Below are 21,249 nucleotides of genomic sequence, written 5' to 3' on the forward strand. Positions count from 1 at the left end.
CTTTCAGCCTTTAGTCTGGCCTGTACCCAACCCCTATAGGGCTAGAGCAAACCACCCGCTGAGCGGGTGGAAATGATTAATTTAAATCAGGATTTTGGGTTGTGGATCTTCACCCTTCCTGTAGGGGAATAAGGATGTGAACTGTGGTTAAACCTTGTTCAGGCAGCAACCTGACCCCATACCCAGGGCCAAATTGTAACTGCAAGCGTTTATGGACATTGCGCAGACCTATCCCGGCCTGAAGGGAATTTTCCTGACTCAAATCGAGAGTGAAGTAATGCTGGGACATCCCAACCCCATCGTCTATTACAGAAATCTCTACATCGTTATTCACCTTTTTAGCCACAATTCGGAGGTGACCCAGACCTTCTTTAGGTTCTAAGCCATGGATACAGGCATTTTCAACCAGAGGCTGCAGGCTTAAGAAGGGAATCGGTAAATCATGGAGGTCTTCCGGTACTTGAATGGCTACCTCCAAACGATCTCCAAAGCGATTTTTTTGAATCAGCAGATAACTTTCTACATAATGCAGTTCCTCTCGCAAAGGAACCAGTTCCTCCGGGTGATCAAGATTATGCCTCAGTAAATTAGAAAGGGCAAAAAGGGTATTTAACCCTTTGGTATTATCACCAAGGGTGACTAAACTGATAATAGTATTAAGGGTGTTGAATAAGAAGTGGGGTTTGATTTGAGCTTGGAGGTTTTTCAGCTCTGCTCTATGTAAGGTATGCTCCAACTCGACAATAATCCGAGCATCCTCAGCTGCTTTAAGCTTTTCTTTGCTTAAGGCTTCTTGACGATTGGCGCGATAGATCAGCTCAACAATATAACTTACGACAAATTGGATCAGGCCGCCGGCTGCCTGGCATTTTTCCATATTGATAACCTGGATTTCTTGAAAGGTTTTACTGAGATCTTGGGGATCCAGTCCTAAGTCGGCAGTTGCGGCAAGCATATCCTCAATATCTTTTGCTCCGGGCTTTTCCAGGAGCATCTGACCGCAGGTTATGGAACCGTAGAACTGACCATCAACGATGATAGGTACCGCCATTAAGATCACGCCGGCATGGCATTTGCCTATGCTGGAGTTACCTAGCTTTAGGGTATTAAAACCTAATTCGGCATTGGAATTAATACAACGCTTGAGGCCAACTTCTTGGGAACGAATACTCCGGCAAAATCCATAGAAATAATCATGCTGAACCACGGGAAACCCCAGGGCATCATTGATATCGATGGTGATGTCTGTAGCCTTGGTGAAGGTTTCAATGATTCGGACCAGCTTGTCTTCTTCAATCAGCTTGAATAAACTCTTTGGTTTAAGATCCATACAGCCTTACAATCCTCTCATTATCCACATCCCAATTTTATGTAAAATACTGGCATATCCTTGATTTTGCGTGAGTCATCCATCTAAAACTGACTAATAGATAGACTCGCTTGTCCTGATTATAGACTTAAATCCTTATCTTTGGCTAGGATAATTTCTTGGGATAGTAGTTGAAGTTTAATGCTACTGGTAAAAGAAGGATTAAGGTAGCTATATGGAGAAAACTATTCAATATGAATTTATTCGTGATGAAGGAGAATAATCAGTATGAATTATATGGGACCCAGCATTGGATTTGGCATATTTAGCTTTCTTGGTTTAATGATCTATCTTGGTTTTTTCGCTATAGTTGTGTATTTGATAATTAGTACTATCCAATTTTTCAAACGGAAAATTGAGGCTGACAGGGAACTACTGGTAAAACTTGATACTCTTATCCAGTTACAATCTCAAAAGAAAGCCATCTAACCATAAACAAAGTAGAGGTTTCACAATTTGCACGGGGGCATAGTTGAAACCTATATTTATATTTCTAGTTAGCATTAATTCAAAAGCAAGCGGCCCGTCATCCTTGGCGGGTTTAGGGATGCGTTATATTTATTCTATTGTAAAAAAGACGACAAAGGGAGTGACTATTTGAGTAGATATACGTTTATTGCATCTGATTATGAATTACAGGAAATTGATTCAATTTGGTTCGGGGAGAATGAATTTGAGGAAATGTTCCATAAAAAAATAGAATTATCTAAAATAAATAGTTGTGATTTTGAATTATTAGACCAGAGGGATTGTTGCTTTATTAATGAGGGATTTCATTCGTGAATAATAAAGCATAGGAAAGCATTAATCGGAACTAGAATTGTAAAGAACCGGAAACCTGGACGTGGGAACCGAGGTTTAAGGTTCACAAAGTAGCATCAGATGTAAAGATGCAACATATTGGAGGTTGGTATGGGACTTAAAAAGGGTAAAGTAAGAATCCAGTGGTTGTTAATGGGTATAATTTTTGTTTTATTTCTTGTTGGGTTAATTCACCTTCTATCACCTTTTCCGATAAGAGAATTTAAAGCCGAGAGACCCCCCGATCGATACGAAATATCTATTAATACCGGATTTGAACGTCAGGGTAAAAATCAATGTGCGGCCTTTTCGACTGCCTTCGTTCTAAGAACCTTTGGTCAAAGCCTTCAAGGTGCAGAGGTTTATGCTAAAATCCCCTATAAGATTCCTATTTCAGGATATGTCTTACCCAAGGGAGTAGTAAGTTATTTTCAGTCTCAGGGATTTAGTCCAGCTATTTATAGAGGAGATCTTAATTCATTAAAGACCAGGCTTGTGCAAGGGAATGAGCCAATTATTGTTCTAGTCGGCAATGGACTATTCTGGCAGCATTACATGACTTTTTTGGGCTATGATGATAAAAAAAAAGAGTTGTATTTTTTCGATTCCGGCAGGGATAACGATGAAAATGCTGACCTTACAGGTAATAGGACAATGACAGAGGATTATTTCTTGAAATGGTGGAGCAACGGTTTACCGGTTTATAATCATGTTTACATAACAGTGGAGTAAAGGTTAGGAGAGTTTTCTATGGATTACAAGCCAGAAGTCAGCAATAGATTTGCTTTTTGTGCAATGATAATTGTTATATTTCCATTATTTATGCTATTTGAACCAAAGTACCAGCATTCCATTATCGTCTTGATAATTATAGTCATTGGTAATGAATATGCTTACGCATTCCCGAGGCTGGCTATGAAATTATATGAAAGAATACTTTTTAAATCATTACCAGAAAGATTTCACGTAACAATTCAGATTGTAATACTAATCGGCATTAGTGTGACTGTAGTGTATACTCTAAAAGCACTCAATCTATTGCCATTATTTTTATTCGCATTTGTTTATCTATTATGGTTATCTTTTCTCCAGAAACAATCTCTAATAGTGGGAAGTAAAACTATAGCAATTGGACAAAGATTGTTCTCCTACGATTCAATTTCTTCATTAACTATTAATAAGGAAGGACTAGTTATAGAAGTTAATGACAATTCATTTAAATTCTATAATTGGGCACTTGGTAAAAGACGAGACAATTTAGAAGTAATAGTAAAGGAAATAAATGAACAGTTAAGACCAAATGAGTAGGTTATTGCTATTAATACCGTTAGTAGACAGTTAGGAGAAGTTAAAGTATTGATCGGACTACTCGTGACATTCTTGAAAGGTTAAATAAAGATGAACATATTTGAGGGACGGGTGTCATCATCACAACTTGCTTATTAAAGTGACTCAAAAAGTTTCAATATATGGAAATAAAAAAAGGAGGCCTGTAAAATGGAGAAATTTCCATGTGAATTGATTCATGAATTACCTGAGGCTGATACCGGCAAGAAGTGGCCGGGAAGACTTAAAGTAACAGGTCTCATCGGGCTCATTCTAATTATTTTTGCCAGCCTAGGAATTACTGTTGTAAGCAATAAACTTGGAAGTGAAGTGAAAAAAGATATTTTATCTGCGCAGGATATTAAGCTTACTGCGGAAGGATCGGGTTTGACCTTAACCTCCAATTCCACGGTTAACCCTTCCGACTATATGATGGGTGAGGCTGAGCCTGATGTTTATAAAATCAAAAATTTTGACGGAATGCTATTTATCTATAATTTCTCTTCTATCGGAGACAGGAATACAACCTATGATCAGTGGCAGGAAGCCAACAGGAAAAACAGCAGCGATTCAAATATTAATATGTTTTCGTCAAAGTGGAACTATAATTTAGCTTATGCCGCAAAAAATACCATCACTGTTGTTTGTTTAAACCTGTTTGTCAGCGAAGAGTATGTAAAGAAAGTTTCACCGAGACTAAAGAGCTTGGGCAAATGGATTTTTTATAACTTAAATGGAGGTCAACAAATCGTATACCAAGGAGAAGGAGAAAACTGGAAAGGGAAACTCAGAATCAACTACTACAATCACTTTTGGACCGACACTAAAGGAATTATCCACCAAGATGGCTGGAAACACCGAAAACCCGTACTGGAGTTTAAAGGGGATAACGGTACCATTCAGGGTGATTTTGGTTATAAATTTGAGTGTTTGGGCAGTAGCTTTAGCGAAACTGGTTCTGATGGGTTTGATGCAAGGAGATTTAGCGAAAGGGATACGGCCTCAAGTTATGGCAGTGAAATACTAGGTTTTGGAGCCATTACTGGGAGCAACTCAATGCCTTCCAGAGATGAAGTTTATAAGGTTACAGTCCAATGGAATAACACGCAGGAGACTTTTGAGTTAAAAGCTTGTGAGTAACCGAATTTGAAATCAGAGGTATGCTAAAAAACAAAATAATGTTATTGTGAGCGGCCTGTCAATCGAACACGTATAGGATTGACAGGCCGCTCTTCCCATTCACAGGTGACTTGGTGATTCCTACCATACTGATCGTCAATGAAATCCATATTTTTAAATGAGGATCCCGCCAAGATTTTATAATAATATATCAATTGACTGATATATTATTATCTGCTAATATGTGTAACATATTAATGTTTACTAATACGTTGAAAGGAGATTGCTTATGGATTATCTAGATGTCAAAGTTAAATTCATAAAAGGATTTGCGGATAGAACCCGTCTACAAATCCTTGAAGCTATTATAGATCAAGAAAAAACCGTGCAACAAATCGTTGATCAAATCAAGGGCAACCAATCTAATGTTTCCCAACACTTGGCCTGTTTAAAAGGATGTGGAATTGTTACATCCCGTCAAGATGGAAAGTTCATGTTTTATTCCCTGCGTGATGAACAGGTTAGAAGTCTTCTTAATATTTTTGATGCGGTTTTAGGTGATGTTAAAGAAAGCGTTGCCGCCTGTGACAAAAACGAAAAATGCCTTTGTGGAAAGAGTGAACTAAAATGCCTAACCAAGCGAAAAAAACTTTAGAAGCTAACAATTTTTCTTGTTGCGGACAAGATCCTAAGAATATTTTTCCCATGCTAGTAGAAATGGCTACCCACCAGACTTCAAACTGCAGCTGCTGTGAACCAACTGAAGAATCTAATGACCAGAATAACCTTCCCTTTATCATGATTAAATCACCTAGCAGTCCTGGTTGTGATGATAATTCATGCGGTGCTGAGGACAGAGAACTTGATATTAAAGAGGGAATTTCCGGGCACATCTTTGAGTTTCGGGTGGAAGGTATGGACTGTCCGGTTTGTGCTCAAACTCTTGAGAAAATTTTAATTAAGATACCCGGTGTAAATCATGCCAAAGTCAACTATAGCTCTTCAAAAATGCAAGTTGTGGCGGATGATGAGTCACTCCTAGAAAGTATTCAAAAACACGCCCAAAAACTCGGATTCACGACCACACCCTTTACCCAAACTAAGAAAAAGGGTCAAACTTTCAATATCGCAGGAATGGATTGTGGAGTCTGTGCTGAAACCCTGGAAAAATATCTGAAAACCTTACCGGCGGTAAGAGAAGCAAGTGTAAATTTTTCAACAGGTAAGTTGAAAATTGTCCACGATATGACCATAGAAGAAGTTATGAATGCTGTGTCTAAATCAGGCTATAAGGCTAGTTTGGTATCCAGTAGTAAAGAAAGAAATCTGAATACTCCTGTTACTGCTGCTAAGAAATTCAATGTATCTTCAAACTCAATCTCTGGTATTCTCTTAGCTTTAGGATATTTCGGCACATTGGCCCAGGTTCCAGAGTTAATTTCCACACTGTTCTATGCAGCGGCAGTCGCAATCGGTGGCTATAAACCGGCCAAAAGTGCCTATTACGCAGTTAGAAGCAAATCATTAGACATGAACGTACTCATGACGACTGCGGCTATTGGGGCAGCAATCATCGGTCAATGGCTGGAAGCAGCCACGGTGGTTTGGCTCTTTTCTCTGGGTATTTATCTGCAAACCAGGACACTGGACAAAACAAGAAATTCCATTCGTAGTTTAATGAGCTTGACACCGCCTGAAGCTTGGTTAAAAATAGGCCAAGATTTGATCCGTACTTCAGTAGACGATATCTCCGTCGGCGATACCATAGTAATTAAGCCTGGCGAAAAAATTCCCCTGGATGGAGAAATTGTCTCTGGAATCTCAAGCATTAATCAGGCTGCTATTACGGGCGAGTCTGTTCCCAGCGATAAAAGTGAAGGTGACACTGTGTATGCCGGAACAATCAACGAGAACGGTTCCCTGGAAGTAAAGGTTACTAAGCTAATTGAAGATACGACCATTGCCAAAATTATTCATTTGGTTGAAGAAGCACAAGGGAAAAAGGGAGAAACACAAGCCATAGTTGACCGTTTTGCCAAGATATACACGCCCATTGTCTTTCTTCTAGCAATACTTACAATTCTGGTTCCACCTTTGTTAGGTCTGGGAACTTGGAGTGCCTGGTTTTATAAAGGCTTAGAGTTACTGGTTATCGCTTGCCCCTGTGCCTTAGTGATCTCAACACCTGTGGCAATTGTATCAGCTATTGGTAATGCCGCCAAAAATGGAGTTTTGATTAAAGGAGGAACTTTTTTAGAAGTTGCCGGCACGATCCGGGCCATTGCTTTTGATAAGACAGGAACTCTCACCGCCGGCAAACCAAAAGTTGTTAAAATCTTACCAATTAAGGGGTCAGAGCTCGAGATTATCAGTGTTGCCAGAACCATTGAGGAACACTCTCAACACCCGATTGCCTTAGCTATTCTAGACTACGCCAGAGCTAACAATATTTCCAGCCAGAATGCAGACTCCTTCAAGGCGATTGTTGGTAAAGGCGCACAGGCATCCATCGAGGGAACAGAATATTTTGCGGGTAAACCGGAACTGTTTCGTGAATTAGGGTTGTCCCTTGACCGCGAAGTTCGTAATAGCATTGAGACTTCCCAAAATGAAGGAAACAGCATCGTCATGGTGGGAACTAAAGCTAAACTTTTAGGGATTATTCTAGTAGCTGATTTTGTCCGTGATGTAACAGTTACAGCTCTGAAAAAACTCAAAGAGGTTGGCATTGTACAGGCTGTTATGCTAACGGGAGATAATGAAGGAACCGCACGAAAAGTTGCCTCAGAAACAGGGGTTGACCAATATTTCTCCGAGTTGCTGCCTGAAGATAAGTTGAACACAGTGAAACAGCTCCAGCAAGAGTATAAAGTCGTAGCAATGGTTGGTGATGGCATTAACGACGCCCCTGCCTTAGCTACCGCAAATTTAGGAATTGCCATGGGAGGAGCAGGAACAGATACAGCCATGGAAACTGCCGATATTGTTCTCATGGCAGATAATCTGGAAAAGCTTCCTCACACCATCAAGCTAAGTCGACAAGCTCTAAGCATCATTAAACAAAATATTTGGTTCGCTATCCTTGTAAAGCTTGTCGCCTTAGTGCTTATCTTCCCAGGTTGGCTTACCTTATGGATGGCTGTAATGAGTGATACAGGAGCAGCTTTGCTTGTTATATTCAACAGCATGCGCTTAATGCGTATGAAAGACTGCTAGTCCGAACCCAGCCCAACCCAATTTAAGTACTAGCCAAGTTTAGTGATGATTGTATTATTTAAAGAAAAATGAAAGATAAATGGAGGATGTTCAATAGTGTTAAACGCCTAAGATTTTGGGGGTTGATGGATTTAATGGATTGATCGTTTGCTCAAATCCTGCCCAAGTCTCCGGATTCTTCCATGTCCATAGGGATAAACAAAATCTTAGTTTTAAGAATTCTGATTGAATTTATTCATGCTTTTCAGAATTAGGCCTAAGAGGAGAAGTACAACAAGAAATAGAGAACTATTTAAAAGCCATGTATTTCGTTCAGTCCAAGGCCTCGTGTCCCGTTCCTTGTAATGTGAATTTAAATTTCCCTCCGGTATTGTATACTGATTTAATTTCGTTAAATCAAGATTTGGAAGAAGTTTAATGAGGTCATATTGAGGAGAAGGGAGCCTTGAGTTCCCCCAGTACAGCGTAAAAGCAGCATTTGGGGTTTGAGGGAAGATGACGCAGGGGTTGCGGCCTCTTAGTTTAATTTCCTGAAGGTTTAAGGGCTGGTTATCTTGATTATAAATTTTGACTCGGTAATACTTCGAACTACCACTAAGCTTCACGAGATGATTAGACACCGTCGATTGATCTAGTCGATAATCAAATATTTCACCTTGTGCTAATAGATTCCAATCTTTTCCCGCAACACTTTCAAAGACTTCAACCCTTCGGGAATAATTACGGTCATCAGCTTGAATTTCAAGTTCTGACACCGGTAGGTTAGGGTACTTGAGTTCTAAAATGACTTCCTGCACCCCATTTAGAGCCGATGTTTGTTGGGTCACAGGCCGATCTTTTAACTCGGTGACAGTTGCTTGCTCCTCAAGGAGTGTTAATTGAATTCCCTGCCACTTGAGCGGAGGTTTACCCTCATTTAGGATCGTGATTCTAACTGAGGGTAAATTTGTTTTGGGGAAAGCTACTTCGGTATTTCGTGATTTATTCTCTTGGGACAGATCGAATACTGTGCGATCTGATTGGATAACGCGCCAATTTTTTTGGTCGGAACTTCCTTCCACCTTCACTTTACGAACAAAATTCGTTTCTAAAGTTTGTAGGATGAACCCAGTCAACCATTTCCCTTCAGGGCCTTGGACCTCAAAAATTTGATCACCAGAGGAATTTATTCCTTGGTTATACATCTCAGCTGAGATTGAATTTTCAACAGGGATGACATTAGAAATAAAAGCAAAGGGAACCTCTTCATTCTCACGATAAAGACGTAGGTCCGGGCAACCTGCCCGGGTTTGGCCAAGAACTTCGTCACTTATCTCAACCAAGCTATAGGAGTTTTGACTTGTCCCTGAGGATAGAAGAGGAGCTTGGTATTGAAACTCGCTGGAATCAGCAAATGTTAAAACAGGAAAGGTCAAAATCAGGATAAAGACGAAAAGACACAGATAAAGGTTATTCTTTCGGTTCATGGGATACCTCACCTAAAATCTGATATTTATAGCGCTGATAAAGCCAGGAGACGCCGAGCAGAATTACTCCCAGGACGACAAAGGAAAGAATCCGATACGGCGTGGATAAACTGGATAGATCAACGAAAAAGACTTTTAATATCACGACACTTAAATAACCGAGCCCAAACCAGCGAATCTCCTTAATCCGGCGCCAGAATCCGAGGATGACCAAAGTTGTGGCATGAATTCCCCAGAAAAGGGAGATTGCTGTGTTGCTGGCGCTCTGATAGGCGAAATAACTGTAATTCTCTTGGGCATGATGAGAGAAGGTTTGATAGTCATAATAGGCTGTAATTTCCCGTGTGAAGAAATAAACAATTAGAAGATTAAAAAGAATAGTCAAGCCAAAGAAATGAGAGTTGTCTTCCGGCGTTTTTGTAAGACGATAAAAGAAAGCAAGTAAGACACCAATAATCCCTAAAACAAAAAGATAAGCGAGTGTCGTATTATTCAAGAAATTCCAAGGGGTCAATACGCTATGAGCATCGTAAAAAGGCTCCTTACTCAACCGAAGAAGAGCTAAGCACAGAACCAAATATCCTGCATAACGAACTCTTATTTCATCCATTTTAAAACTAAGCAGGATGAGAATTGCTGCTTCAATCGTCCAGGCAACCGAAAGCCATGAGGATGTGATTTGAAGAGGCAAAGCTAAGGTAATAAAACCGGCGGCAATCCCTAAAAAAGTTAAGGCGAGGGTTTTATCTTTTTCATGATACCTATAAATCCAATGACCCAAAAGGAGATAAACAATTCCGAGAACCACTGGCCAATACCCTTTAATGTCACTAAAATAACGGTTTATAAAATTAAGGGAGAAGAGAAAGTAGACTCCGGCATTAGCCAGAATCAGGATTAAATCAGCCCCGTTGGCCTTTTCACTGAGGCGAACATTTCTCCCCAGAGTTACCCCCAGATAAGTGAGAAAATAGAAACTTAAAAATATAAAAGGCCAAATCGCGGCTGGATCCCTTAAGGCGAAATGGCTTAAGGCATACGTTAAATAGGTAAAAAAGAAACTTAGATAATTAAACAGCGACCACTTCTTATAAAAGGCAACGCCAATAACCCCAAGATTTAGGATACTGACATAGCTTAGCAGCGCGATTTGATTGGAGGAACTGTTATTTAAAAGAAAAGGTGTAGCAAACCCTCCAACAAGACCGAGGATACCAACTGCAACGGAATCATTGCGAATTGCTAAAAGGGAGGCAACGGTGGTTATCAAAATCATCAGCAGAAAAGCAACCGACTGAGAGATAAGCTCATAGAAAGCAAAGGCCGAGAAGATGGAGAAATATAAGATTGCGATCCCCCCTCCGGTAAAACCTTGGCCGTAACGCAGGAATTTTTTATGTTGAAAGAGTTCTCCGGCTCCCAGAAAACCAATTCCGATGAAGATACCGATTACAATTCGCCCGAGTTCACCAATTATGTGGTTGTCAAAGGACCACTTCAAGAAGAATACAACTGCTAGCATAATTGCAAAAATTCCCAATCTATTAAACCATGTACCTGCTAGTTTTTCTTCACTTAAGCGGCTTTCCTTCTTGGGTAAGGATTTTTTCATGAATTGAGTTTTAGGGGCTGAAGGAACCTCAAGGGATATAGAGCTTCGTCCTTCAAGAGCTTCGATCCGCTCAATTAAAGCTTGACTTGTTTTTCTAAGGTCTCGATACGTTCGTTCAAACACTCGCTCTCCTTTTAATAATTAATTCGAACTATTCGACCAGCAAAGGCAAAATACGTATGTTCCATTGCAAATAACTGGCCCACGCCTTTGATAGAAACGACTTTCGAAATAGGACTGACTTAAATCCTGAAGATTTAACTTTACTTTTTCAGGTCATCCGTCAAGGATGAAGGCTGCATCCCTTTTACTTCGTTTATGTTAATATCCATATACTTAACAATATGTTATATTATGTAGTTTGGCATTGCAATCACTATTTACCAAAGATTCTTGCTTTTCTGACGTGAAACCCTAGCCTGATGTTCGTCATTAAGTACCATGCCCGACCACTTTGTAACTCGTCTTTCAAATGGGTCTGTATTCTTATTGACAATAAAGGAAATATCTGCTAGCATACAAACTGTATTAACTGTACTAAGTCACATAGAACAGTTGGGAGGTAACCATGTTTCAATTGGACTATATGGATCATCGCCCCTTGTACGAACAGATTAAGGAGAAGATAAAAACCGTCATCATCAGCGGAGCAATGAAACCTGACGAGAAAGTTCCTTCTGTTCGTGAATTGGCTCAGTCCCTCACCATTAACCCCAATACCATTCATAAGGCCTACAAAGAACTTGAGCTGGAAGGATACATATACTCCGTCCGAGCCAAAGGAAGTTTTGTGACCCCCATCTACAATAAAATCAATCAGGCAAGAAAGGATAACTTGCTGCTGGAGCTGGACAAACTGGTTTCTGAGCTGGCCTACATGAATATTCCTAAGGAGCAGCTTATTGCCAGAATTGAGGAACTATATGGAAGAGGGAGGCAGAAGAACAATGATTGAGGCCCAAAAACTAACGAAATCCTTTGGCAACTATAAAGTTCTCGAGGATCTGAATTTAAAGGTCAATAAAGCATCCGTTTATGGCCTGCTGGGGCCAAATGGGGCCGGAAAGACCACTCTGATTAAGCATTTAACCGGATTATACCGCCAGGATCAAGGCATAGTGACTATTGATAATCAACCGATCTACGAAAATTCTCAGGTAAAAGGTCAAATGATTTACATTCCCGACGATTTGTACTTCTTTTCTCAAGCGAGCATTGAGGAAACTGCAAAGTTTTACGCAAAAATATATCCCGACTGGAATTGGAACCGGTATGAGCAATTAAAGCAGGTATTTCCCATCGACAGCAAGAGAAGAGTGATCAAACTCTCCAAAGGAATGCAGAAACAGGCAGCCTTCTGGTTAGGGATTTCCTCCATGCCTAAGGTCATGATCCTAGACGAACCCGTCGATGGCCTGGATCCTGTCATGCGCAAAAAAGTCTGGAGCCTTATCCTCCAGGATGTAGCGGAAAGGCAGGTAACTGTCTTGGTATCATCTCATAATCTGAGAGAACTGGAAGATGTCTGCGATCATATCGGCATTCTGCACAAGGGCAAAATCGTTGTGGAGAGGGAACTGGACGATATGAAATCCGATGTCCACAAGTTTCAGCTGGGCTTTGCCGGTGACATACCGGAAGGGTTTCTGGCTGGTCCGGAGGTTCTGCACAGAACCCAGACAGGAAGCATACTCCTGCTGATTGCCAGAGGGGATAAGAATGAATTGCTGCAAAGGATGAAATCAGCCAATCCTGTTATTTTGGATGTCCTGCCTCTGACACTTGAAGAGATATTTATCTATGAATTAGGGGGGATGGGTTATGACATTCAAAATATCCTTATTTAATAAAGCCTTAATCTTAAGTGATTTTAAACGTTTTTGGTGGGTAAGCGCTCTCTATACCCTGGCCCTTATCGCCATTATTCCCTTCAGTCACCTGATGAAAGCCATGGGAATGGAGGTCCAAAACATTACCTGGATCCAAGACACTATCGACAGAACACTGAGGTTTTCACAGGATGACGTTCAAGCAATTCTAATCTGTACCGTACCGGTGCTTATGGCAGTCTTGATATTCCGATACTTACAAGTAGACAAGTCTGCCGTTATGATGCACAGCCTACCCTTGAAAAGGAGCTCTCATTATGCCAGCCATTGCCTGGCTGGGTTTGTTCTATTAATAATCCCCGCCGTCTTAACTTCTCTGATTATGATATTATTAGAAAATTTTACGGTACTGGGAAGCTTTTATACGTTACCTAAGATTTTCTCCTGGCTTGGACTTAATATCTTTTTCTGTCTGTTCTTTTATAGTATCGCCGTATTGGTTGGGATGTTTACCGGATCTTCCGTAGCCCAAATCGTATTATCTTATATCATCCAAATACTGCCCATAGGAATTTATGTTTTGCTTAAATTCAGCCTAGAGCAATTGCTGTTCGGCTTCGGCGAAGTCCCTTACTTACTATTTAATGAGAATAATCATCCTTTATTTATTATACTCAATGGGGCTCTCCCGAGAACCTCGCATAGTGTAGGCTACTTTCCTGCTTACATCCTGGCAGCTGCCGCCTGTTTAGTCCTGGGCCAGTATGTCTATAAACATAGGAGACTGGAAACGGCCGGCGACATTATTGCCTTTCCGGCCTTCTATCCTGTATTTAAATACGGGATGACCTTCTGTTTGATGCTGGTTGGTGGAACCTATTTTTGCGGTGTTTCCAGACAATCCCTTCCCATGTTGATCCTAGGTTATGTTCTTGCTTCTGCTTTAGGCTATTTTGTTGCGGAAATTCTGATCCATAAGTCCTTCAGGGTTTTCCACCTTTATAAAGGTTATCTCTATTACGCCCTTGTTATTGTGCTGCTCTTGGGAGGCCTGTCCCTGGATGTTTCGGGCTTCGTTAAGCGAGTGCCCAGCCCTGAGGAGGTTGAAAAGGTTTATTTCGGCTATAACTACGATGATTGGTTCTATTTTGAAAAAGAAAAGAATCCCGAATTTCTGGAGTCCAGATACCAGGATAGGGGACACTTCGAAGATAATCCGCCTATCCTGCTGGAGAGTCAGGAAAATATTGCAGGAGTGATCGAGCTTCAGAAGCATTTGATCAAGGAAAGAAAGAGGGGGGCTGGTTCATCCCGTTATATTATTTACACCCTAAAAAATGGAGATTATATCCTTCGCCAATATAATATTAATGAAGCTGATCAGAGTGATGCCGCTTTCCTCAAGCCCATTTATGAATCCTTGGAGTACAAAAAATTGAAATTTGCGGCCATGCGTCTAGTGCCGGAGGACATAAAATTGATGTCTGTCCAAGATGACCGCAGCGGCAAACGGCCGGTAAATCTCACAGGAACTAAGGACATCCGGGAATTAACGGAACTTTTGAAAAACGAAACGACTAAGATGTCCTATGAGGATATGACTTCAAACAAAGATTCTTATATGCGTCTATCCGTATTGGAAAACAATAAGCGTAATGAACAAAATATCCTGGTTCAAAGCAGCTTTACCTCACTGCTGAGATGGCTTAAGGATAAAGACTACTATGATCAATTTGCCCTGCATTTGGAGGACATTGAATCCGTTGAACTGGAAAAAGCTGAGGACAGAGCATACTCCGACAATGCAGCAACTCCCAGCCGGGTAACCATCAATGAGCGGGAAGTGATTGAGGAATTATTAAATATTGATCCCAGTACAAACTACATCAGCAATGATGTCATCGCACGCTTTAACGTCCGTAATAATGTCTGGGAAAAACGGGTCAGTCTTGATACAGGGGTTTCGACAAAATTAAAGGGATATTTCGCAGAGTTGGAGGCAGAGCATTAATCATTGCTGCCACTGCCAGGCCAGCCGTACTTTGAAATGAGCGTTTCAAAGTACGACTGGCCTCTTTTATGTGTTATTTGCTATAATTTAATTTGTGTATTTTGACAAGATTCCCCTTACTTTGCAAAAAAGTTATGTAATGATTAAGATTGTCTAGTTCTAATAAAGGCTTTTTACATTGATAATCTAATTAACATTCGAATAAAGAGATTGTTGCTGGAGTTTATTAATATACATTAGTAGAAAAGGAGTGGAATTAGCATTAAAAATAATAAAGAGTTAGGAATTGGAAGTTTATCGTTGGTATTATGCATACTTGGTATCCTATTTAGCATTTCATATAGAAGTTTTTGTATTGGTGATTATATATTAAATGGAGTTGGACTAAGTTCATGGTCGAATAGTGGTAATGGAATCCATTATACGATTTTCTACTCACTGGCATTTTTTATTCCATCATTTGTAATTGGTCTAAAATATAAGGACAACTACGGTTCAAGGGCAAGTTCTATTTCTGGCATAATTGGAGGCACTATTATATTTTGTTATTCGGGATTGTTGTTTAACTGGTAATATTCTATCTTTTTAGTCTAGGGATATCGTGTAATTGCTGAGCTTTCTATTATAAGAAAGGAGCAAAACAGAGCGGAATGGTTGATGTTTGGATCGTAAAGCTAATTGTCACCGAAAAGTCTGCTACTTTCCTTCCATAAACGGAAATAGACCGCCTCTACCCATAGATTCGGTCTATTCAGTAAATGAAGTTGAGTTCAGCAGGGCTGATTCCTGACACGAAATGAGCGGCCTGTTCAATCGTAAAACGTATACGATTAAACAGGCCGCTCATTAAATTTAGCAGGTGACTTAGGTTATCCTCCCATACTGCTCGACAATAAAATCCATAAAGTAGCGGCTGGCAATGGGCAATACCTTCTTGTTTTTAAAGGCCAGGGAGATGGTACGGACAATGGGCGGGTACAGCTCCAAGGTTGAGATACGATAAGGGGACCTGCTAATGATTAATTTCGGCAGAATAGATATTCCCAAGCCGCTTTCAATCATGGACATAATCGTATAGTCATCATGAACACGGTATTGGACGTTGGGATGGAGATTTTCCCGTTTAAAAAACTCCAAGGGCACGCTTAATTGACCTTCATCCAAGAGGATAAAGGCTTCATTGACCAGGTCCTGAAGTAAAGTTTTCTTTTTCAGCGTTAAGGGGTGGTTTTTGGGCACCACCACCAGCATTTCGTCTTGTTGAAGGGGGATGGTCTTGAGTTCGGATACAGCTTGAGCATCGGGATTGACAAAGCCGAAATCCACGCTCCCTTCTTTAATCAACTGGGCAATGCTGGTATACTCCCCTTGGTGAAGCTCAAAGCATACCGAAGGGTACCTGGCTTTAAAATCCCTGATTAAATCAGGCAGCCAATTGCTGGAAATACTTGAGAAGGTGCCGATGCGAATAATCCCTGTTTGCAGTCCTTGCATTTCTCGGTGTTTTTCCGCAAGCTCTCGGAGGGAATTATGTACCCCTTTAATGTAAGGCAGGAATTCCTCGGCATCAGGCGTCAGAGAGATCCCTTTCCGAGAACGCAAAAAGAGTATGGTGGAGAGTTCCTCCTCTAGGGAGCGTACCATCTGGCTGATAGCAGATTGGGTGTAACCGAGTTCCTCAGCAGCTTTGGTAAAACTTCCTGTTTCGATGATTTTCATAAAAGCTTGATAGCGGTTCATTGCTTACCTCATATACATTAGAAAAACTTATATATTCATTATGGAAATTCGTTTTACTTATGTCAAGAGGGGAGAGTATGATGAAACAAATATAATGATAGATCAGAGGTAAGTTTCAATGAGCAACAAGATTATCCCCTGGAAAAACGGGATTAAAGACGGTATCCCCATCGCTCTCGGCTACTTCGCGGTTTCTTTTACCTTTGGCATTGTGGCGAAGAAGGCCGGGCTGACGCCCTTTCAGGCCGTCTTCATGTCAGCAGTCAACCTGACCTCAGCCGGACAATTCGGAGCTTTGGCTTTAATCGGGACTTCCGCGACTTATCTGGAAATGGCCCTGACCCAACTAATCATTAATTTAAGATATTGTCTGATGTCCTGTTCATTATCTCAAAAGTTCGAGGCAGGAGCAGGCTGGCCTCATCGCTTTCTGGTGGCCTTCGGCGTTACGGATGAAATATTCGGGGTATCCGTTTGCAAAGAAGGTAAACTGAACCCTTTCTACAATTACGGTCTGATGAGCGTTAGTATACCGGGCTGGATGCTGGGTACCTTTTGCGGTGTTGTTTCAGGGGAAATTTTGCCCGCAAGGATCATCAGCGCCTTAAGTGTCGCCCTTTACGGGATGTTTATCGCTGTGATTGTCCCGCCGGTAAAAGGAAACAAACTATTGACGGGAATCATTATCTCATCCATGCTGCTGAGTTTGCTGTTTGCCCAACTACCCATCCTTAGTCAAATCTCACAGGGATTTAAAATCATTATCTTAACGGTAGCGATAGCAGGAATTGCGGCTCTTCTGTTTCCGGTGAAGGAGGCTGCCCATGAGCGGTAATATCTATCTCTATATTCTCGTCATGGCGGGAGTTACATATTTGATCAGACTGATACCCTTGATTTTCATGCGTAAGGAAATCAGGAATGTTTATCTCAAATCCTTTCTATATTATGTTCCCTATGTCACTCTGGCGGTGATGACCTTTCCCGCGATCTTAAGTGCAACGGCAAACCTGTGGTCCGCCCTGGCAGGATTCGGCACGGCCTTAATCTTGGCCTATCGCGGTGGCAGTCTATTCAAGGTATCTATCATGGCTTGTTTATCGGTCTTTATTGTTGAGTTGATGGTATAAACCTGTTTATTGCTTCCGCTCACTATCCCTCCCAATAACCCCGGAGTATAGAAAAACTGAGCATCGCATTTCCCGGTGTTTTTCCTTAAGCTCTCGGAGGAATTATGCACCCCTTTCGAAAATCCGTTGGTAATCTCCCTGAAGTTAATTCCTGCTTAGATAATATGCTATAATTAAGTACCTTTACAGACATGACCGGAGAGGACAGACTTAACTTTAAATTATGTGGCATCATGGGGCTGACAGAATGTCAGCCTTTTATTGTATTAGTGGAAGGAAGGGAACAATGGTTTACTTAAGTATTTTTACATTTCCCAATGACGAGATGGAATTCGATTTCTTCCTAAAGGTAAAAAGAACATGCTATGACGTGTTTTATCCATTTAGGGTTTTATCCAGACATAATTTTGAGAGAATTGATTTTGAGCCGATTACGATTTTATATGGCGGGAACGGTTCAGGAAAATCCACGGCCTTAAATGTGATTGCAGAAAAAACAGGCATCAATCGAGATTCTATTTATAATAAATCTAATTTTTATTCCGACTATACTAATATGTGCGGGATGCACCTGGAGGCCGATATTCCCGAAAACAGCAGAATTATTACCAGTGATGATGTATTTGACTATATGCTGAATGTCCGTAATCTCAACGAAGGTATTGACCAAAAACGGGATAAACTTTTCGAAGAATATTTGGATGCCAAGTATTCTCAATTTCAGATGAAATCCCTTTCCGATTATGAGCTGCTTAAAACAGTAAATATGGCTAGAAGTAAAACACAGTCTCGATTTGTGAGAAAAAAACTGATGTCTAATGTACGGGAATATTCCAATGGGGAAAGTGCTTTCTTGTACTTTACCGAAAAAATTACTGACAATGGACTTTATATATTGGACGAGCCAGAAAACAGTCTGGCTCCCAAACGGCAAATGGAATTAATGAAATTCATTGAGGATGCCGCACGATTTTGGAACTGCCAGTTTATTATCTCAACCCATTCGCCATTTTTACTTGCCTTGCGGGGAGCAAAAATATATGATCTAGACGAAAATCCCGTAGATGTTAAACGGTGGACGAAATTGGAAAATGTGCAGACATACTATGAGTTTTTTAAACGATATGAAGAAGACTTCTCAAAAATTCCAGACTAAATCGGGCTGTGAATTATTCAGTATAGCTCATGTGAATCATGTAAGTATCAAAGGACCCGCGTCCATGACTGCCCTTGGTTAGATGGGGGAAAAATTATATTTTAGATAAGAAGGGAGTCATCAAGAACTGTATGGGTAGGGAGGACTTGATGCTCAGAAAAATGAATACCCAGGATATACCGCTGGTTGAGAAATGGCTGAACAAAGAGCATGTTCGAAAATGGTTTGGTATTCAGGGGAATGGCTCAACTTTAATTAGTTCTCGCCGTGAAAGGAGTGAGACAAAATGGTAAATATCGCGATTAGGCCTGCTGAAGAAAGTGAATGCGACGTCTTAACAAAGATTTCGTTTGCGGCAAAGAGATATTGGAATTATCCTGAAGCCTATTTTGATATCTGGAAAACAGAGCTGACCATTACCGCTGATTATATTAAGGATAATTATGTATACGTGGCTGAAGAGAATGGCCAAATAATTGGGTATTTCTCAGTCTTGGAAGTTCAAGAGGATTTTATGGTTGGCAATGTACTGCTTAAAAAGGGCTTTTGGCTGGAACATATTTTTATTTCGCCGGAGTTTATAGGTTGGGGAATTGGGACACAGTTAATTAGCGCAGCAAAAAGCATATGCATTAAAGGGAATATAGACGGCTTATTTGTATTGTCCGATCCTTACGCAAAAGGCTTTTATGAAAAAATGGGCGCAAAATATAAAGGTGAAGTGCCATCGAGCATTAAAGGAAGAACGGTTGCCTTATTTGAATTGAAAATCTAAATATAGACATTCTTAGCTATCACGATATCCTCGGCTTTACCAATCTGACTATATTGGAACAGCTCTGCTTCAATGTTTACGGTATTCGCCATCATTGGCTCCTGTATCATAGCCGCTTTCAGTTTCATTCCCAGTTTCCCTATGGGTTCGTCAGTTTTCATGAAGAAGCTCAGAGCGCTGTTCTTATGGATTGGTTCTGCATCCAGCCAGAGCTTGCTATAAAACTCTAGGAAGATATCCTCCTCACACTCATACCTAATAACCGGATAGAACATCCCTTTAGGGCAGATTCCAGAAAAGCGCTCCTCAAATTCCGCTTTACTCCGGGCCAGTTCCTCCGGAGATACTTGTTCCTTCAGCCGGTGATTATCAAATATCTTCGACATCTCCATCCACATGTCGCAGAGGGTAACGCTGTTAATCTGCACCCAATGCTGCTCTCCGCTTACCTTGTCCGTAAAGTACAGCTTGTCTGGGTACTCGCTGCCGACAGTCAAAGTCACAGGCTTTTCCACCAGATGACGTATGCTGTCCCGGCGCATGGAAAAACGAATGGGTGCTTCGATATCAAACGTCGGAATGGCCTCATACGTACCTACGAAAGTCAGATTCGTCAAAAACATAGCGCCAATATCCTGGGTATCAATCCCCACCGGACTCCAGCCCTTTAAGAGAAATTGGGTAAACAAGGCTACCTTATCCCACTGCTCTTTCCCGCATTTGCCATAGCCACTTTCATTGGTCGTCAGTTCCAAGTCACCAAAGCTTACTTTTTCTACGCTGTTAAAACGCAGGGTGGGTTTCAGATTCCTGTCACCCCGCTGGTCGATGCGGTTAGTAATCGGTTCCCCAGGGGAAGCGGTCAATACTGCAATTTCTGCAATCTCCAGCCTTTCTCGATACGCCTCGTCATACTGCAAAATCAACATCTGCAAATTACCATCGTCACGGCGCACCATACCCATGATATGACAGATTAAACCGTCAAGCTCCGCATTTCTGCTGATGACGACCAGTTCTTTGATTTGGGATAATTGGTTTTGTAATACTTGAAAATTCATGGAAGTCTCCTTTATGATTTTAGTGGGGTTTGTCACGTATCTTAATGGCATTCTGTGATGAATCATTCGACTGTTAAATGAATCCTTGTTTAAAATTTTTTTACAATTAGTTTAGCATAGCCCATCGCCGGATCCAAGCAAGAGATATCAATACTTAAAGGAGCTTTATCAAATCGCCGCTGTCTGATCATGTAACAATCGAAATTGTTGCAGATAACCATTATGATCAATGGAGATTCCAAACCGCCGCCGTCGAAATGATCCCTGCCCTTGCGGCAGCGGCAAGAAATATAAGAAGTTCTGCGAAAAATGAAAACAATGAATGATGGTTACCTTTGACTTGATATCCTTCCATGGTTCTTTCATTGCAGGCAGAGATGGCAATTTTACCATTTTCTCTAATGTTGGAAATTGTAGTTTCCAAAAACACATCACCTACTACTAGTTTGCCGTCATCGGTAACGTCCTTGAAAGCTACTGGTACGGCATTCGGCTCATCCGAATATGTACTTAAAAGCCACATTTGGTCCTTGAGAATTTCACTACATTAGCATTCATTTGAAGACCCTCCTCGTTGCTTTGCTCTTATTAAAGCTGCAAATTCGGCGAGTATCATCTTGATTACAACCACAGCTCTT

Annotated in this window: 20 protein-coding genes; 14 read left to right on the plus strand and 6 right to left on the minus strand. The window is 40.9% G+C overall.

Annotation, left to right across the window (positions count from 1 at the left end):
* Nucleotides 1–109 precede the first annotated feature (109 nt).
* Nucleotides 110–1,330: a sensor histidine kinase gene (locus DESMER_RS11250; protein ID WP_014903171.1), complete on the minus strand. Its 1,221-nt coding sequence runs from the start codon at nt 1,328–1,330 to the stop codon at nt 110–112.
* Between the two features lie 267 nt (nt 1,331–1,597).
* On the opposite strand from DESMER_RS11250, the gene DESMER_RS11255 reads away from it, so the two are divergent.
* The 6 genes from DESMER_RS11255 (at nt 1,598) to DESMER_RS11285 (ending at nt 7,831) form a co-directional block, all read left to right on the plus strand.
* Complete coding sequence (locus DESMER_RS11255; RefSeq protein WP_014903172.1) at nt 1,598–1,798, plus strand: hypothetical protein; 201 nt, start codon at nt 1,598–1,600, stop codon at nt 1,796–1,798.
* Nucleotides 1,799–2,281: 483 nt separating this feature from the next.
* Nucleotides 2,282–2,902, plus strand: a complete 621-nt coding sequence (locus DESMER_RS11265; protein WP_014903174.1) for a cysteine peptidase family C39 domain-containing protein — start codon at nt 2,282–2,284, stop codon at nt 2,900–2,902.
* Nucleotides 2,903–2,920: 18 nt separating this feature from the next.
* On the plus strand, nt 2,921–3,478 hold the full coding sequence (locus DESMER_RS11270) for a hypothetical protein (RefSeq protein WP_014903175.1): 558 nt from the start codon (nt 2,921–2,923) through the stop codon (nt 3,476–3,478).
* A gap of 189 nt (nt 3,479–3,667) precedes the next feature.
* Entirely contained in the window at nt 3,668–4,636 is a 969-nt protein-coding gene (locus tag DESMER_RS11275; protein ID WP_014903176.1) for a membrane protein, read from the plus strand.
* Nucleotides 4,637–4,904: 268 nt separating this feature from the next.
* Nucleotides 4,905–5,270: an ArsR/SmtB family transcription factor gene (locus tag DESMER_RS11280; RefSeq protein WP_014903177.1), complete on the plus strand. Its 366-nt coding sequence runs from the start codon at nt 4,905–4,907 to the stop codon at nt 5,268–5,270.
* Nucleotides 5,243–7,831, plus strand: a complete 2,589-nt coding sequence (locus tag DESMER_RS11285) for a heavy metal translocating P-type ATPase (protein ID WP_014903178.1) — start codon at nt 5,243–5,245, stop codon at nt 7,829–7,831. Before DESMER_RS11280 ends, DESMER_RS11285 begins: the two co-directional genes overlap by 28 nt.
* A 212-nt stretch (nt 7,832–8,043) precedes the next feature.
* Here DESMER_RS11285 and DESMER_RS11290 read toward each other — a convergent pair whose 3' ends face one another.
* Both DESMER_RS11290 and DESMER_RS11295 read right to left on the minus strand, forming a co-directional pair.
* Nucleotides 8,044–9,297, minus strand: a complete 1,254-nt coding sequence (locus tag DESMER_RS11290; RefSeq protein WP_014903179.1) for a DUF3999 family protein — start codon at nt 9,295–9,297, stop codon at nt 8,044–8,046.
* Nucleotides 9,281–11,032: a DUF2339 domain-containing protein gene (locus tag DESMER_RS11295; RefSeq protein WP_014903180.1), complete on the minus strand. Its 1,752-nt coding sequence runs from the start codon at nt 11,030–11,032 to the stop codon at nt 9,281–9,283. Before DESMER_RS11295 ends, DESMER_RS11290 begins: the two co-directional genes overlap by 17 nt.
* A gap of 445 nt (nt 11,033–11,477) precedes the next feature.
* Here DESMER_RS11295 and DESMER_RS11300 point away from each other — a divergent pair, with 445 nt between their 5' ends.
* The 3 genes from DESMER_RS11300 to DESMER_RS11310 are packed head-to-tail and all read left to right on the plus strand — an operon-like array spanning nt 11,478 to nt 14,749.
* The gene (locus tag DESMER_RS11300) at nt 11,478–11,864 is read left to right on the plus strand and encodes a GntR family transcriptional regulator (RefSeq protein ID WP_014903181.1); all 387 of its coding nucleotides are present in this window, start codon (nt 11,478–11,480) and stop codon (nt 11,862–11,864) included.
* Nucleotides 11,857–12,756 (plus strand): ABC transporter ATP-binding protein, encoded by a 900-nt coding sequence (locus DESMER_RS11305; protein WP_014903182.1) that lies wholly within the window; start codon nt 11,857–11,859, stop codon nt 12,754–12,756. The genes DESMER_RS11300 and DESMER_RS11305 overlap by 8 nt, the downstream gene beginning before the upstream one ends.
* Nucleotides 12,731–14,749, plus strand: coding sequence for a DUF6449 domain-containing protein (locus DESMER_RS11310; protein ID WP_014903183.1), 2,019 nt, complete (start codon nt 12,731–12,733; stop codon nt 14,747–14,749). The genes DESMER_RS11305 and DESMER_RS11310 overlap by 26 nt, the downstream gene beginning before the upstream one ends.
* An 864-nt stretch (nt 14,750–15,613) precedes the next feature.
* Here the strand turns inward: DESMER_RS11310 and DESMER_RS11315 are convergent.
* A complete protein-coding gene (locus DESMER_RS11315) occupies nt 15,614–16,489 on the minus strand; it encodes a LysR family transcriptional regulator (RefSeq protein ID WP_014903184.1) in 876 nt (291 codons plus the stop codon).
* Between the two features lie 118 nt (nt 16,490–16,607).
* Between DESMER_RS11315 and DESMER_RS11320 the strand changes: the two genes are divergently transcribed.
* The 5 genes from DESMER_RS11320 (at nt 16,608) to DESMER_RS11335 (ending at nt 19,550) form a co-directional block, all read left to right on the plus strand.
* Nucleotides 16,608–17,324, plus strand: coding sequence for an AzlC family ABC transporter permease (locus tag DESMER_RS11320; protein ID WP_014903185.1), 717 nt, complete (start codon nt 16,608–16,610; stop codon nt 17,322–17,324).
* A complete protein-coding gene (locus DESMER_RS11325; protein WP_014903186.1) occupies nt 17,314–17,619 on the plus strand; it encodes an AzlD domain-containing protein in 306 nt (101 codons plus the stop codon). The genes DESMER_RS11320 and DESMER_RS11325 overlap by 11 nt, the downstream gene beginning before the upstream one ends.
* A gap of 286 nt (nt 17,620–17,905) precedes the next feature.
* On the plus strand, nt 17,906–18,775 hold the full coding sequence (locus DESMER_RS11330; protein ID WP_014903187.1) for an AAA family ATPase: 870 nt from the start codon (nt 17,906–17,908) through the stop codon (nt 18,773–18,775).
* Nucleotides 18,776–18,924: 149 nt separating this feature from the next.
* Complete coding sequence (locus tag DESMER_RS23785; RefSeq protein ID WP_014903188.1) at nt 18,925–19,068, plus strand: hypothetical protein; 144 nt, start codon at nt 18,925–18,927, stop codon at nt 19,066–19,068.
* Complete coding sequence (locus DESMER_RS11335) at nt 19,062–19,550, plus strand: GNAT family N-acetyltransferase (RefSeq protein WP_014903189.1); 489 nt, start codon at nt 19,062–19,064, stop codon at nt 19,548–19,550. Before DESMER_RS23785 ends, DESMER_RS11335 begins: the two co-directional genes overlap by 7 nt.
* Here DESMER_RS11335 and DESMER_RS11340 read toward each other — a convergent pair.
* Both DESMER_RS11340 and DESMER_RS24450 read right to left on the minus strand, forming a co-directional pair.
* Nucleotides 19,547–20,611: a hypothetical protein gene (locus tag DESMER_RS11340; protein ID WP_014903190.1), complete on the minus strand. Its 1,065-nt coding sequence runs from the start codon at nt 20,609–20,611 to the stop codon at nt 19,547–19,549. The genes DESMER_RS11335 and DESMER_RS11340 overlap by 4 nt on opposite strands.
* Before the next feature lie 226 nt (nt 20,612–20,837).
* Nucleotides 20,838–21,035: a hypothetical protein gene (locus DESMER_RS24450; protein ID WP_486598923.1), complete on the minus strand. Its 198-nt coding sequence runs from the start codon at nt 21,033–21,035 to the stop codon at nt 20,838–20,840.
* Between the last annotated feature and the right edge of the window lie 214 nt (nt 21,036–21,249).

Origin of the sequence: Desulfosporosinus meridiei DSM 13257 (genome assembly GCF_000231385.2) — a bacterium.
GTDB classification, from domain to species: domain Bacteria; phylum Bacillota; class Desulfitobacteriia; order Desulfitobacteriales; family Desulfitobacteriaceae; genus Desulfosporosinus; species Desulfosporosinus meridiei.